The sequence below is a fragment of the Microcystis wesenbergii FACHB-1317 genome (assembly GCF_014696875.1).
Lineage (GTDB): Bacteria > Cyanobacteriota > Cyanobacteriia > Cyanobacteriales > Microcystaceae > Microcystis > Microcystis wesenbergii_A.
The window spans coordinates 20,113-33,256 of record NZ_JACJQV010000074.1; the positions used below are offsets into that span (position 1 = coordinate 20,113).

At 40.7% G+C, this 13,144-nt stretch carries 15 protein-coding genes; 10 read left to right on the forward strand and 5 right to left on the reverse strand.

Going from position 1 to position 13,144, the window contains the following annotated elements:
* The first annotated feature begins 166 nt into the window (after positions 1 to 166).
* The 5 genes from H6F92_RS03760 to H6F92_RS03775 all read left to right on the forward strand — a co-directional run bounded on the left by H6F92_RS03760 (position 167) and on the right by H6F92_RS03775 (position 4,315).
* The gene (locus H6F92_RS03760; RefSeq protein WP_190356844.1) at positions 167 to 1,747 is read left to right on the forward strand and encodes a hypothetical protein; all 1,581 of its coding nucleotides are present in this window, start codon (positions 167 to 169) and stop codon (positions 1,745 to 1,747) included.
* Complete coding sequence (locus H6F92_RS03765) at positions 1,734 to 2,324, forward strand: 2OG-Fe(II) oxygenase (RefSeq protein WP_242029989.1); 591 nt, start codon at positions 1,734 to 1,736, stop codon at positions 2,322 to 2,324. Before H6F92_RS03760 ends, H6F92_RS03765 begins: the two co-directional genes overlap by 14 nt.
* Positions 2,303 to 2,461: a hypothetical protein gene (locus tag H6F92_RS25515; RefSeq protein WP_206755585.1), complete on the forward strand. Its 159-nt coding sequence runs from the start codon at positions 2,303 to 2,305 to the stop codon at positions 2,459 to 2,461. The genes H6F92_RS03765 and H6F92_RS25515 overlap by 22 nt, the downstream gene beginning before the upstream one ends.
* Before the next feature lie 73 nt (positions 2,462 to 2,534).
* Entirely contained in the window at positions 2,535 to 3,314 is a 780-nt protein-coding gene (locus H6F92_RS03770; protein WP_190356845.1) for a glycosyltransferase, read from the forward strand.
* Positions 3,315 to 3,334: 20 nt separating this feature from the next.
* Positions 3,335 to 4,315, forward strand: a complete 981-nt coding sequence (locus H6F92_RS03775; RefSeq protein WP_190356846.1) for an NAD-dependent epimerase/dehydratase family protein — start codon at positions 3,335 to 3,337, stop codon at positions 4,313 to 4,315.
* A gap of 22 nt (positions 4,316 to 4,337) precedes the next feature.
* On the opposite strand, the gene H6F92_RS03780 is transcribed toward H6F92_RS03775, so the two are convergent.
* The 3 genes from H6F92_RS03780 to H6F92_RS03790 all read right to left on the reverse strand — a co-directional run bounded on the left by H6F92_RS03780 (position 4,338) and on the right by H6F92_RS03790 (position 7,248).
* Entirely contained in the window at positions 4,338 to 4,484 is a 147-nt protein-coding gene (locus H6F92_RS03780) for a hypothetical protein (RefSeq protein WP_242029990.1), read from the reverse strand.
* Positions 4,485 to 4,844: 360 nt separating this feature from the next.
* Positions 4,845 to 6,125 (reverse strand): HhoA/HhoB/HtrA family serine endopeptidase, encoded by a 1,281-nt coding sequence (locus H6F92_RS03785; RefSeq protein WP_190356847.1) that lies wholly within the window; start codon positions 6,123 to 6,125, stop codon positions 4,845 to 4,847.
* Positions 6,126 to 6,480: 355 nt separating this feature from the next.
* A complete protein-coding gene (locus H6F92_RS03790; protein ID WP_190356855.1) occupies positions 6,481 to 7,248 on the reverse strand; it encodes a DUF6816 family protein in 768 nt (255 codons plus the stop codon).
* Positions 7,249 to 7,283: 35 nt separating this feature from the next.
* On the opposite strand from H6F92_RS03790, the gene era reads away from it, so the two are divergent.
* The 5 genes from era (at position 7,284) to H6F92_RS03815 (ending at position 12,006) form a co-directional block, all read left to right on the forward strand.
* Positions 7,284 to 8,240: a GTPase Era gene (era, locus tag H6F92_RS03795; RefSeq protein WP_190356848.1), complete on the forward strand. Its 957-nt coding sequence runs from the start codon at positions 7,284 to 7,286 to the stop codon at positions 8,238 to 8,240.
* Positions 8,241 to 8,547: 307 nt separating this feature from the next.
* Entirely contained in the window at positions 8,548 to 9,225 is a 678-nt protein-coding gene (locus H6F92_RS03800; RefSeq protein WP_106908314.1) for a uracil-DNA glycosylase family protein, read from the forward strand.
* Between the two features lie 3 nt (positions 9,226 to 9,228).
* Complete coding sequence (gene rsmD / locus H6F92_RS03805) at positions 9,229 to 9,774, forward strand: 16S rRNA (guanine(966)-N(2))-methyltransferase RsmD (protein ID WP_002798774.1); 546 nt, start codon at positions 9,229 to 9,231, stop codon at positions 9,772 to 9,774.
* Between the two features lie 545 nt (positions 9,775 to 10,319).
* Positions 10,320 to 11,624 carry a threonine synthase gene (gene thrC, locus H6F92_RS03810; RefSeq protein WP_002783420.1) on the forward strand — a complete coding sequence of 435 codons (1,305 nt, stop codon included), beginning with the start codon at positions 10,320 to 10,322 and terminating at the stop codon, positions 11,622 to 11,624.
* 106 nt (positions 11,625 to 11,730) lie between these two features.
* A complete protein-coding gene (locus H6F92_RS03815; protein ID WP_190356849.1) occupies positions 11,731 to 12,006 on the forward strand; it encodes a MoaD/ThiS family protein in 276 nt (91 codons plus the stop codon).
* 212 nt (positions 12,007 to 12,218) lie between these two features.
* Here H6F92_RS03815 and H6F92_RS03820 read toward each other — a convergent pair whose 3' ends face one another.
* On the reverse strand, positions 12,219 to 12,494 hold the full coding sequence (locus H6F92_RS03820; protein WP_002798772.1) for a hypothetical protein: 276 nt from the start codon (positions 12,492 to 12,494) through the stop codon (positions 12,219 to 12,221).
* 2 nt (positions 12,495 to 12,496) lie between these two features.
* The gene (locus H6F92_RS03825) at positions 12,497 to 12,676 is read right to left on the reverse strand and encodes a hypothetical protein (RefSeq protein ID WP_190356850.1); all 180 of its coding nucleotides are present in this window, start codon (positions 12,674 to 12,676) and stop codon (positions 12,497 to 12,499) included.
* Positions 12,677 to 13,144: the final 468 nt, after the last annotated feature.

The window sequence follows — 13,144 nt, forward strand, 5'->3', positions numbered from 1 at the left end:
TTAAGCATAAATGCTTAATGAGGTAAATAAAAAAGTTAAAAAATAGAATCATGGGTGCAGGGCTAATAAATATGTGCAAAATAGCCGAAAAAGTTTCATCGATTACAGGCATCGATATATTGACAGATGTATCTAAGAGTAAAATCAGCACAGGAACAGCGTTATTATGAAGGTCACATTTTTAAGCCCAAAAAAAAGAGAAATATTAGTCATTTTACTAGCTTTTATTTTTGTGCTAAGCATTTACCTAATTGGCATAAGACAAAGCTCTAAAAGTACAGCTCATGAGAGACAAAACCAAACTCTGGAAATTTCCCGACAAATTTATGAAAATGGATTACTTTCTTTTTGGCAGCCGAAAGCTAATTTTGCCAATATTTACGCCCCACAGTATCCTCCATCACAATCCTATACCGTGATTCGTTTTGAATTTCCTTTCCATGGAGTATTGGGGTATTTATTTTCAAAAATTTTTGGATTTCACGGTTGGATTTATACAACTATATCCTTGCTTTTTTCTTTAATAACTATCGTATTTTCTTTGCTTTTCTTTCGTCTATTTAATGGATTTTATGCATCATCTTTTGGTTTATTGCTTTTAGTTTTATCCCCATTATTTTTACACTTTGGTCAGGTGGCCATGCCCGATATTGTAGCTTTAACCGGTCTAGTGACTAGCTTATACTTTGCTGGTTATACGGCCAATCGTGCTTCAACAATAGCTAATGACAGATGGACTTGGATTGGATTTTTGACATCAGCTATACTTTTCGCTGTTATCGGTGTGCTGGGGAAACCCAACCTAATCCCCTATGGATTACCTGTAGCTTTGCTGGCCATTAAGTCTTTCCGGCAAAGAAAAACAAAATTTATAGCGTTTTGCCTATATTGGTTAATCGCGGTTATGGCCTTGGCCTTGTGGAACTTACTTATTTACTTAGACCCACCTGGTAGCTGGAATATTTTGAAGGCATCTGCCGCTCAAGCACCATTGCTAAATTTGTTGCTGAGTCCAAGTTTTTACATTAAAACTATAAGTTGGGCTACTCTTTTTGGCCTTGGTATTCCTGGAATAGTTTTCCTGTTTCCAGCTATTCCAGTAGTTTTCAGAGAGCGACGCTATCGCCTCTGGGTTCCGTCGGCTTTATTCAGTATAGGATTCGTTTATTTAAGTCAAAGAACTTATATGATTAGGGAGCCACAATATACACTTATTGTTTTATTTTGGCTCATCTTTATTGCTGTTATTGGAATTAATGAGTTGACTATAAAAGGCTCAAAAATTTTATCTTCAAAAATTTTTCTAGTAGTTTTCATGATTCACCTGCTCATGGTAACTTGGGGAACCTTATATTTAAAGGCGGATAAACTTCCCAACTCCGGTTCTCTTGTATCTATTGGTAATTTAATACCTCTACAGGCAAAAATAGTACAAATATCTCCATCCTATGGAGCAACTCCAACTTATTTTTTGAATCGTCAAACGGCTTTGTTTATGTCTAATGATAAAGAACCTATCCTAGAACTCAAGGATTACCAAGCTTTAGGTTATAACTATTTAATGTTTTTTGACTATTCTCTAAGTGCTAATTCATTTTCAGATATCGTTCAACAAAAACGGATTACTGTTGTAGCAAAATCCCTGGCTCCTCAAATTTATAATTATGCACAAAAACATTTTGATAAAGTCTTTGAATTAGATGGGGTTACTCTGTTTAAGATGGTAGATAACAATGAATCTCTATAACCCGCTGCTTGAAGAAATTATTTATGCTTTTCAATATCCTAAAATTTTATCTCTGTTGAGTGAAATTACTGGAATACCTCAATTATTACCTGATGAATATTTGTATGCTGGTGGAATTAGCTTGATGGCTCGAGGGTGCTTCCTTAATCCTCACATAGATAATTCCCATGATAAAGACAGAAAGAATTACAGAGTTCTCAATTTACTGTATTATGTAACACCAGATTGGCAAGAGGGTTATGGAGGCAATTTAGAACTGTGGGACAATGGATTAAAATCTCCTCAGAGGACAATTTGGAGCAAATTTAACAGGCTAGTAATTATGAAGACGGACAAAAGTTCATATCATTCTGTTAATCCGGTTATATATAATGGTTCGAGATGTTGTGTATCCAACTATTATTTCTCTCCCGTATCACCCGAAAGTGAAGATTATTTTCATGTCACCTCTTTTCGAGGGCGACCCGAACAAAAACTTCGAGACTTGTGGCTACAAGCTGATATAGCTATTCGTAATAAGCTCCGTAAGGTTTTTCCTCAAGGGATTGTTAAACCTTGGCACAGGTACAAGAAGTAAATATATTATCCCTAATGTTTAACTTTATTGGTTCTTCCGAACCTGGGGGGAAAGATGTAAAAAATAAAATCCCTGAAGTGTTTGCTGGACAAAGGATTGAGACATCTAAAGGATCATTTGAGCAACTTTTGCTATGATCTAGTCATAAAGAAACTTTCAGCAATCTCCTTCATGGTAAGTTCGGTAAAACCACTGTATTCCTCCAGAATTATGCAACTTACGGCCTCCCTTGTCCTTTACAAAAATGACCCAGAGATAGTTACTCAAGCAATTAAATCACTGTTCGGCACACCCATAGAAATTAATTTATCAGTAGTAGATAATTCTCCCACCGATGAACTCAAAAAAATATTTGATAATTTTCAGGAATACGACATCGATTATTATTTTAATAATGGTAATAACGTTGGTTTTGGTCAAGGACATAACCTAGCTATTACTAGAGCTAAAAAATATGATTATCATTTAGTTATCAATCCAGATGTTTATTTTGATAATAATGTAATCACTGAACTTATTCACTACCTCGATAAGCATCAAGATGTGGGATTGATTACTCCAAAAATATCTTACCCTAATGGGGACATCCAATACCTTTGTAAGCGTCAACCCACAGTTTTGACCTTATTTATTAGACGTTTTATACCAAAAAAAATGCAATTTCTTTTCAAAAAGAGATTGGACTGGTATGAAATGAGAGATATTAGCTATAACCAGATAATAGAAGTACCGATTATTAGTGGTTGTTTTATGCTATTTAACAGAAAATATTTAGATGATATTGGCTACTTTGATAAAAATATGTTTATGTATTTTGAAGATTATGATTTAACCCTTAGAATGTCTAAAAAATACAAAACCATACTTTATCCCCATGTGAATATTTATCATCATTGGGCAAGAGGAGCGCACAACTCGACTAAACTGGCAATAGTTTTTGCTCAATCTGCTGTGTATTTTTTCAATAAACATGGCTGGAAACTTTACTAAACTTAATTGAATAATTAATAATGAAAAACGTTTTAGTTACAGGTTCTACCGGCTTTATTGCCAGCCACTTACTGCCAACTTTACACCAACATAACTACCAAATAACAGCTGCAATTCGCCAGAAATTTGAGTTTCCCGCATCCCTGTCAATTAAGTCTATTCAGGTGGGTGAAATTGATGATATGACCGATTGGCAAGAAGCATTGCTAGGCATTGATACCGTTATTCATCTAGCAGGACGCGCTCATATCCTTCATGAGACTATATCCAATCCAGAAGCAGCATTTATAAAAGTTAACACTAAGGGGACTATTAACCTAGTGAAGCAGTCGCTAAAAGCGGGAGTTAAGCACTTTATTTTTGTCAGTTCTATTCATGCTATGGCTGCCGAAAGTGATGATATTCTTAACGAAAACTCTCCCTGTCACCCCGATAGTCCCTATGGTCGTAGTAAACTGCAAGCAGAACAAGCTTTAATTGAACTAGCAAAAGATAGTGACATGACTTGGACGATCCTTCGTCCTACTCTAGTTTATGGACTAGGCAATCGCGCTAATATGGACCGCTTGATGAAACTAATTAAACGGGGATTACCTTTACCTTTTGGTGCGATCAAAAATCGTCGTAGTTTTGTCTTTGTGGGTAACTTAGTTGCTGCCATTATTACCTGTTTAGATCATCCTAATGCCGCTAATCAAATCTTTTTAATTAGCGATAACCAAGCTGTTTCTACTCCCCAATTAATTCGACTCATTTCTCAACAAATTCAACAACCCTGTCGATTGCTGCCCGTCCCCACTACCTTACTTAGATTCTTAGGTTATCTGGGTGATAGCCTAGAATCTATAACAGGGAAAAATCTCCCTTTTAACAGCTATAATATCGATCGCTTGCTTGGTTCTCTTGCCGTTGACTCTAGCTATATTCAAAACACATTGAATTGGCAACCTCCCTTTACTTTAGAGCAAGGATTAGCCCAAACAATTCAGCCAGAAAATTAGTGATCGCCTTGTCAAAAAGGCTTCATAATTCAAGTTCCGCTTTGACAAAATCGGCAGTTTTATGAAGAGAAAACCCTACTTTAGTCGCTATTGTCTGCATAGCGCCGCTATCCCTTAAAATTTTCCCTTTAATTCCCTCTAATCCTTCCTTTTTGCCAATATTGATCATACTATCCCTAATCTAATTATCAGGCAATGAGCCATAATTCTGCACTATGCTATCTCTTGGTATCTTTATTGTCTTTCTACAGCACTTTCAATTAAAACACTCTCTAAATAAACATCATACTCTAGATTTGTTGTCAATTCGTGAATTCTTGTAATCACTTTTAAAGCGTTTCTCATCAAGATGAAGTATAAACTGACAAGGCATCTTCTCCTGTCTCCCCAAAAGTAAAACTTAGTAACTCACCATTAAGATAACTGCTATAATTATTCGATTCAAGAGCCAAAAGTAAAAACAGAAATATAGAGAGCTTACTAACAAGCTCTCTATAAAGTTTCGGTCTTTTACCACTTATCTTCCAGACTAGGATCTGTTAGCAGTATTCAAGCTACCCACTTGAATATTCAGATTAATTTTTTGTCCTCCCCGGCTAATTTCTACGGGTAAATTATCGCCGATTTGAGTATTAGCAACAATTTCCCGAACCGCATCGGGATCGGTGACATTCTTACCACCTACAGACTTTAACACATCACCCGATCGCAATCCCGCTGCTGCGGCAGGAGAATCTCTCATCACCCGCACTAACAAGACACCAGAATCATCGGGGATAGTCCAATTATCAGCCATGGGACTATCGGCTAATTGTTCTTTTACCTCCGAAGTTAACTGTACCATTTGAACACCGAGATAGGGATGTTCCACCTTACCCGTGGCGATTAATTGTTCAGCGATTCTTTGGGCAGTTTTAATCGGAATAGCAAAACCTAAACCCTGGGCATTTTGAATAATAGCAGTGTTAACTCCGATAACTTCTCCCCGAGCATTTAACAAAGGTCCGCCAGAATTTCCGGGGTTAATTGCCGCATCGGTTTGCAGGAAATCCACCAATTTATCACTAGCACCAATTTGGGAGCCATTGCGTTCCTTGGCGCTAATAATCCCCGTGGTGACAGTGTTATCTAATCCCAAAGGATTACCGATAGCGATCGCCCATTCTCCCACCTGTAAACTATCAGAATTACCTAATTTAACCGTGGGTAAATTGCTCGTTTCTACCTGTACCACTGCCACATCGGTTAAAGGATCACTACCTAAAACTTTACCATCAATAGTGCGACCATCTTTGAGGGTGACAGTCACCTTATCCGCTCCCTCGACAACGTGAGCATTGGTGATAATTTTACCGTCATTACTGATAATAAACCCGGAACCTGTACCCCTTTGAACTTGTTTTTCTCCTCGATCGGGTATTTGAGAACCGAAGAAGCGACGGAAAACAGGATCGTTAGCAAATTCGCCTAAATCATCGCCTCCATTGACTTCCCTAGAAGCATTAATTCTTACCACCGCCGGCCCCACTTCTTGCACCACAGAAGCGACAAAATTGGTAGGAATCACCAGAGACGAGGGAGCCGCTGCCGCTGGTGTGGAGGGGCGAGGATTATTGGCAGCGGTGGCAATATTTTGGGCTAATTCTAGAGGATTTTGGCTGTAGGCGTAGGTAGCACCGATACCTAACCCAGCACCCAAAACCAGTAAGGAGGAATAGGCAAAAAGTTTTTTCATCGCAGAAGATTTGGAGCGTTTATAATTACCTTCGTTGTGCGGGGAAATATTATCGTTAAAAATATTGTGAGTCATAGTTTTTACTGTTTAACCATTTTGAGAAGGGAATAAAAGTCAGTCCTAGTAATCGTGGGTGTGAGAGGAGTGTTTCGGAAAACGGCTGAGGACTGACTATCTCTAATTTAGGCGGGGGATATGAACTTACTGTGACGCAGACATGAACTTTTGATTACAAGCTCATTGTTTTATCAGGAGTCAGGAGTCAAAAGTCAGGAGTCAGAAGTCAGCTTTTATTTATTCTCCCCTTCTCCCCAACCCCCCACTGATTACTGATTACTGATTCCTGATCACTGAAAAGCTGCCCCTATACTTTTTCAACAGGATGGGGAAAGACTGCGCCAGTTTCAGCAGGGTTTAACCAGTGGTGATATTAATCTTTCAGCAATTCTAGGCGATAACGATACAAAGCTACAGGACGATTCGGCGCTTGGAAATAATCAGGGGATTGGGGGGAAAGATAAATGGCTGTCACCTGATCGCCTAGAATTTTATTAGGAGATAATAACTGATAGGCGGTGGTGGTTTCCACCTCATTAAGATAAGTATTGGTTTCTCCCCGGAAAATTTGTTGACTGATTTCTGTGGCAATAAATTGATTTTGGCTAGGAGTTTCGCTATTTCTGGCAATTACCGTGGAAATTAGTTGATGAGCGCCCCGTAAAAAGGTAATCTGACGATTGGGATTATTAGGGTCAGTTTTTACCGATAATACCGATTGACTACCCAAATAGGCGCGACTAATTGCTAAACCATTAAAGGATCGATCGGCCACAATTGATGGTTTACTGATAATAGTCGATAAAAAGGCAGCATTTATCGGTCTGGAAATAGCTTTCTCGATGAATCTCACCGGAAACTCGATCGATTTTTCTAGGTAACGACGATTACTTTCAAAACCGGGTGTGATAATCTGGGGAGCAAGAGGAGCGGTTAAATCGATTAGGGTACTGGTGACAGTCCAACTGCCTACCATCCAATCGGGATAAACTAAATCTCCACTGGCAAAACTAACCACCGGTTTATTCATCCAGCGAGGATAATTAGTTAAGCGATCGCTTAAATTTCCCGCTATAGACAATTCTAAATGGTTACTACAGTCTATAATCAATACTAACAAGAACAAAATTATCCTTTGCATGGGTAAAAACATTTTTTAAGTAATATTCTTTAATTATGAACGATTTGATCAACTCCCAAGCCTTTAATCTCGATTCGGCAGTAATTCCCATCGCACCGACCGGTTTTAAATCGGGTTTTATTGGCATTATTGGTCGTCCTAATGTGGGCAAATCTACCCTGATGAATCAATTAGTGGGACAAAAAATCGCCATTACTTCCCCCATCGCTCAAACTACCCGCAACCGTTTACGCGGCATTGTCACCGACGAGCGCTCTCAGATGATTTTTGTCGATACCCCCGGCATTCACAAACCCCATCACGAATTAGGCAAAGTTTTAGTTAAAAATGCCGAAAACGCCATAAATTCTGTAGATTTAGCTTTATTTGTTGTCGATAGTAGTAATTTTTTGGGCAATGGCGATCGCTATATTGCCGATTTACTGACTAAAAACCAAACTCCCACGATTTTAGGGCTAAATAAAGCCGATCAGCAACCAGAAGACCCGGAGCCTATCGACGATAGTTATCGCACCTTAGCGGCGGAAAATAACTGGCCTCTGCTCAAATTTTCGGCACTGGAGGGGACAGGAATCGTAGAACTGCAAAATCTGTTAATTGATTCCCTCGAAGTCGGTCCCTATTACTATCCCCCCGATTTAGTCACCGATCAGCCGGAAAGGTTTATTATGGGCGAATTAATCCGCGAACAGATTTTACTGCAAACCCGTCAGGAAATTCCCCATTCTGTGGCGGTGGTGATTGAACGCGTCGAGGAAACTCCCGCTTTAACCAAGGTTTTTGCCGCCATCAATGTGGAACGAGATTCCCAAAAAGGGATCGTCATCGGTAAAAATGGCAGTATGTTAAAAGCGATCGGCTCTTCCGCTCGCTCGGCTATTCAAAAGTTAATCGCCGGGGAGGTATATTTAAAGTTATTTGTGAAGGTAGAACCGAAATGGCGACAATCTCGCTCACTTTTAGCAGAATTTGGCTATCGCACCGAGGAGTGAATTGGGGTGTGGGGTGTGGGGTGTGGGGTGTGACCCCCCCAACCCCCCCGACATCGGGGGGGCAGGGGGGGTGTGGGGTGTAGGGTGTGGGGTGTGGGGTGTGGGGTGTGGGGTGTAGGGTGTAGGGTGTAGGGTGTAGGGTGTGGGGAGAAGCTTTTTTCAGTGTTGCCAAAGGCACGGCGTAGCCGTCCAGTAAACAGTAATGAGTGAACTGAAAACTCACATCTGAGAACTGATAACTCACATCTGATAACTGATAACTGATAACTGATAACTGATAACTGATAACTGATAACTGATAACTGAAATGGCCGATATTACAAACCTAATTAAACAGGTACACCAAGAGGCAAAAAAAGAGGATTTTCCCATCGATACCCTGATTTACCAAGAGGCAAAAAAAGACCCCCTTGAACCAGTTTTGTATGCTGGTAATCTTGCTAGTCAGTTATGCTTTTTTGGCCGGGATTTAGGACGAGATGAAGTGTATGCGGGACAACCTTTGATCGGGGCTGCCGGTAGAATGGTAAGAGAGGGATTTTTTCAAGCTTGGCAGGGGAGAAAATCCCATGATCGTCAAGAGTTATTATCGGTGTGCGATCGAATTTTCTTGACTAATACAGTTCCCTACAAACCCCCTGGTAATAAAGCTTATTCTGGGGAAGTGAAAGATCGTTTCCGTCCATTTATAGAAAAACTGCTCGTTTTTTATTGGCAAGGTGATCATATCATTCCTCTTGGCACGGAAGCTTTTAAATGGTTTGAACCCTACGGTAAACCCAAAGAAGTAGATAAATTCTATCTTGATAAAGAACGCTTTACCAAAAAACTGCTAGTTACCCTTACCGCTACCGATGAAGATGGATTAAAACAGCAAAAGAAAGTGACTTTATTACCTCTCCCCCATCCCTCTCCTCTCAATCAAAGATACTATGCTCTTTTTCCTGATTTATTACAAAAAAGATTAACTGAATTTGCCTTTTAACTAATGAGAATTTACGGCAATCGTCCCATAAAAACCCTAGCAGGACAATTAACCCGTCCGACGACAGCAAGGGTGCGAGAAGCTTTATTTAATATCTGGCAACAGAAATTATCTGGCTGTCGTTGGTTGGATCTTTGTGCGGGTAATGGTTCCATGGGTGCGGAAGCTTTATGTCGAGGTGCGAGTCTAGTAATCGGAATTGAACAATCAGGACGCGCTGGCGAAATTATCAAGGAAAATTGGCGCAATTTAGCAACTTCTCCCCAGCAATTCCAAGTAATTCGGGGGGATGTACTGACAAAGTTAGCCACTTTAGCGGGGAAAAGTTTTGATTTAATTTATTTTGACCCTCCCTACGAAAGCGGTTTATATTTACCGGTACTAACTGCCATCTCTCAATCTAATTTGTTAGATTCTCTGGGGGAAATTGCCGTGGAACATAATCCCAAATCTTGGCAAGCAATTAATCTAGAAGGTTTAACCATTTGTCGTCAGAAACGCTACGGCAATACCACCTTAACTTTTTATCAAAAAGCAGATGTCTGCTGACCACTGACTCTTAAGGTTTGATCCCCCCTGCCCCCGTAGGGTTGATTCATGAATCAACCCTACCTTCCTAGGGAGAAGGGAGAATAAATAAAAATAATCTCCTGCCGACCGCCGGAAATGGTCAATTTTATTGGGCAGTCCAGAAAAAATTATTATTTCTCAACAAAATCACATAATTTGTCACTTTTCTTGACAATTATCCTGAGCAACCCGAGAAACTTTCTGGCAACCGCAGTTAATCGCCCCCTGTTTAAGCTATTTAAAGAAAAATTAGGGCTTATTTCGATAAAATTAGCAGTAAATAGGCTGTAACCTCCTAAAAAACTTAAATCCCTTTTCCTAGTTCTTGTTTTGACCTGAAACTACCCCGAAGTTTCCTGACACGGCAGCCCAACCATCTCCCCTTAACCGTTGCTGCTCCCCAGATTATCCCCTAATTTTTGTATAAATTTATACCCGACAAAAATAGTCGGGTATATTTGACACCAAGATTTTGCCGGTGATAGGATGCTTGTAGATTCAGTTGACGGCAAGACAGGAAAATCATGACCCTAGCGACAAACATCGAAACCTCAAAATTCATCCCCACCTTTACCCGCTTGGTTTCTAAGGAAGGAGGGACTTCTTACCCCCTGAAAGCGCTGAATATCTGCGAAGAAACCTTTGCCCCCCTGGAAGTGGACTACGATTACGACCTCATCCGTCGCACCGTTACCAGAGAAAGCATTCAAGCCGGTCCCAATTCCATCTGGCGCTATCGTTCCTTTTTGCCGGTGGAAAGTGAAAATCCTATCGATGTGGGTACGGGTATGACTCCCCTAGTTAAATCCCACCGTTTAGCCCGGCGCTTGGGTCTAAAAAATCTCTACATTAAAAATGATGCCGTCAATATGCCCACTCTCAGCTTCAAAGATAGAGTGGTATCCGTCGCCCTTACCCGCGCCAAAGAATTAGGTTTTACCACCGTTTCCTGTGCTAGTACGGGAAATCTCGCCAATTCCACCGCCGCTATTGCCGCTCACGCCGGTTTAGACTGTTGTGTTTTCATTCCCTCAGATTTAGAAGCGGGTAAAATTCTCGGCACCCTCATCTATAATCCCACGGTCATGGCAGTTAAAGGCAACTACGATCAAGTTAACCGTCTCTGTTCAGAAGTGGGCAATACCTACGGTTGGGGTTTTGTCAACATCAATCTGCGTCCCTACTATTCCGAAGGTTCCAAAACCTTAGGCTTTGAAGTGGCTGAACAATTAGGCTGGAAACTCCCCGACCATATTGTCGCACCTTTAGCCAGTGGTTCCCTGTTTACCAAGATTTATAAAGGCTTCCAAGAATTCGTCAAAGTCGGTTTGGTGGCAGATAAAGCAGTGCGTTTTAGTGGCGCTCAAGCGGAGGGTTGTTCCCCCATTGCCCAAGCTTTCAAGGAAGGACGGGATTTTGTCGCCCCAGTTAAACCCAATACTATCGCCAAATCGATCGCTATTGGTAATCCCGCCGATGGTGTTTATGCCCTTGATATTGCCCGTAAAACTGGCGGTAATATTGAATCCGTCACCGATGCCGAAATTATCGAAGGTATTAAACTTTTGGCAGAAACGGAAGGCATTTTCACGGAAACCGCGGGCGGTACGACTATCGCCGTCTTGAAAAAATTAGTAGAAGCGGGTAAAATCGACCCCGAAGAAACCACGGTCGTTTATATCACTGGTAATGGTCTAAAAACCCAAGAAGCGGTACAGGGTTATATCGGTGAACCCCTGTTAATCGAACCGAAATTAGAAAGCTTTGAACGGGCCCTGGAACGTTCCCGCACCCTCGAACGCCTCGAATGGCAACAGGTTCTCGTCTAGAATTGATGTTCAGGGATGATGGGGCAATTATCCTCTTGCCTCATCTCCACAAGCAATTTAAATTCGCGCGCAGCTTACTGTCCTTTCCACTTTTTCCTTGATATCTATGGCTGTAAAAGTTCTCATTCCTACTCCCCTGCAAAAATTTACAGAAAATAAGGCTACCATCGAGTGTAGTGCTAGTAGTGTCGGTGGTTTAATCGAATCCTTAGAAGCAAGTTTCCCCGGTATTAAGGCCCGCTTATGCGATGAAGATGGCGCACCCCGGCGCTTTTTAAATTTCTACGTCAACAGCGAAGATATTCGCTTCCTCGATGGGACAAAAACCCCCTTACAAGATGGCGATGAAGTCAGTATCGTTCCTGCGGTGGCTGGAGGTTAACGTCCCCATAAGTTTGTTTTCCGTCAATTGTAATTAAACCCCTAGAAAGTGATGTTTTCTGGGGGCTTTTGTTTAGGTAAGTTCTAAGCTGTCCGCGCATTTAAGTAGGGAGGCAGAATTATTTGTAGGATGGGTTAGCGGTAGCGTAACCCATGCAGGCGTTGGGTTTCATACTTCAACCCAACCTGCGTTCTACACTAGCAATATTTAGTTCATTTTTCGGTATCTTTTGAGACTTTTTTATCGGATATTTTCCAAGTCCGTCCTTGACAGTAAACTTGGCCATCTTTAATCTGAACGCCAAAAACCTGACGGGCTAATTGTAAAATTTCTTTACGTTCTTCATCGGTTAAATAATCATTTCCTTTTCTTCCGCTAGGGCAGATTTTTTGATCGCCTCCTGCTTCTAGATAACGCTGTCTTCCTTTGGCTGCAATTTCGCCAATTCTTGCGTATTTTTGCTGTTGAAGTTCTGTCGGTTTTTTCATAGTTAAAGTATCCATTCTAGGGGAATAATTTCGCCATTAGGCAATAAGTATGATCTGGGCAATGTTAGACTAGAAGTAATGATTAGCCAAGCTCCATTATCTTCATCATAGACTCTAAAGAGCAGGAGTCCCAAAGTTTCAAGAGCATTTAAGACAAGATACTGTTCTTCTGTAGGTTCCACTTTTCTCAATAATTATTGTAATGATTTTCAATTATCTGGTAGATAAATTACCCCTTTAGCAATTCTTCCCTCTGTTCCTAATGTCTTGGCAGGAATTTCTAGGTTATCGGTGGACTCTATGTAAATTAAGTAGGGAGGCACAATTATTTGTAGGATGGGTTAGCGGTAGCGTAACATAATCGGGCGTTGGGTTTCATGCTTCAACCCAACCTACGTTCATCTTATATTTAATTCCACCTACCCACTTAGAGTGTTTTTGTCAACTTGGATTGGAGTTAGTCGAGTCATGAGTAATGCAAAAATTGAAAATTAACTTTTTTCTCTAGTGGGACTTAAACAAATTTCAAGCCCAAATAAAGCCTAAACTGGCTTTGTAAGCGGCAAACACATCCCGATTCTCGGTCAGCCACTCAAAGAAACGGAAAGACATCGCTGTCCGAAAAGCTTCTAAAGCTTCCACAAAAGTGT

Excerpts from the sequence above, each read along its gene's own strand:
- H6F92_RS03760 (WP_190356844.1), top strand. The coding sequence starts at position 167 with ATGAAGGTCACATTTTTAAGCCCAAAAAAAAGAGAAATATTAGTCATT.
- H6F92_RS03765 (WP_242029989.1), top strand. The coding sequence starts at position 1,734 with ATGAATCTCTATAACCCGCTGCTTGAAGAAATTATTTATGCTTTTCAA.
- H6F92_RS03770 (WP_190356845.1), top strand. The coding sequence starts at position 2,535 with ATGCAACTTACGGCCTCCCTTGTCCTTTACAAAAATGACCCAGAGATA.
- H6F92_RS03775 (WP_190356846.1), top strand. The coding sequence starts at position 3,335 with ATGAAAAACGTTTTAGTTACAGGTTCTACCGGCTTTATTGCCAGCCAC.
- H6F92_RS03780 (WP_242029990.1), bottom strand. The coding sequence starts at position 4,484 with ATGATCAATATTGGCAAAAAGGAAGGATTAGAGGGAATTAAAGGGAAA.
- H6F92_RS03785 (WP_190356847.1), bottom strand. The coding sequence starts at position 6,125 with ATGACTCACAATATTTTTAACGATAATATTTCCCCGCACAACGAAGGT.
- H6F92_RS03790 (WP_190356855.1), bottom strand. The coding sequence starts at position 7,248 with ATGCAAAGGATAATTTTGTTCTTGTTAGTATTGATTATAGACTGTAGT.
- era (WP_190356848.1), top strand. The coding sequence starts at position 7,284 with ATGAACGATTTGATCAACTCCCAAGCCTTTAATCTCGATTCGGCAGTA.
- H6F92_RS03800 (WP_106908314.1), top strand. The coding sequence starts at position 8,548 with ATGGCCGATATTACAAACCTAATTAAACAGGTACACCAAGAGGCAAAA.
- rsmD (WP_002798774.1), top strand. The coding sequence starts at position 9,229 with ATGAGAATTTACGGCAATCGTCCCATAAAAACCCTAGCAGGACAATTA.
- thrC (WP_002783420.1), top strand. The coding sequence starts at position 10,320 with ATGACCCTAGCGACAAACATCGAAACCTCAAAATTCATCCCCACCTTT.
- H6F92_RS03815 (WP_190356849.1), top strand. The coding sequence starts at position 11,731 with ATGGCTGTAAAAGTTCTCATTCCTACTCCCCTGCAAAAATTTACAGAA.
- H6F92_RS03820 (WP_002798772.1), bottom strand. The coding sequence starts at position 12,494 with ATGAAAAAACCGACAGAACTTCAACAGCAAAAATACGCAAGAATTGGC.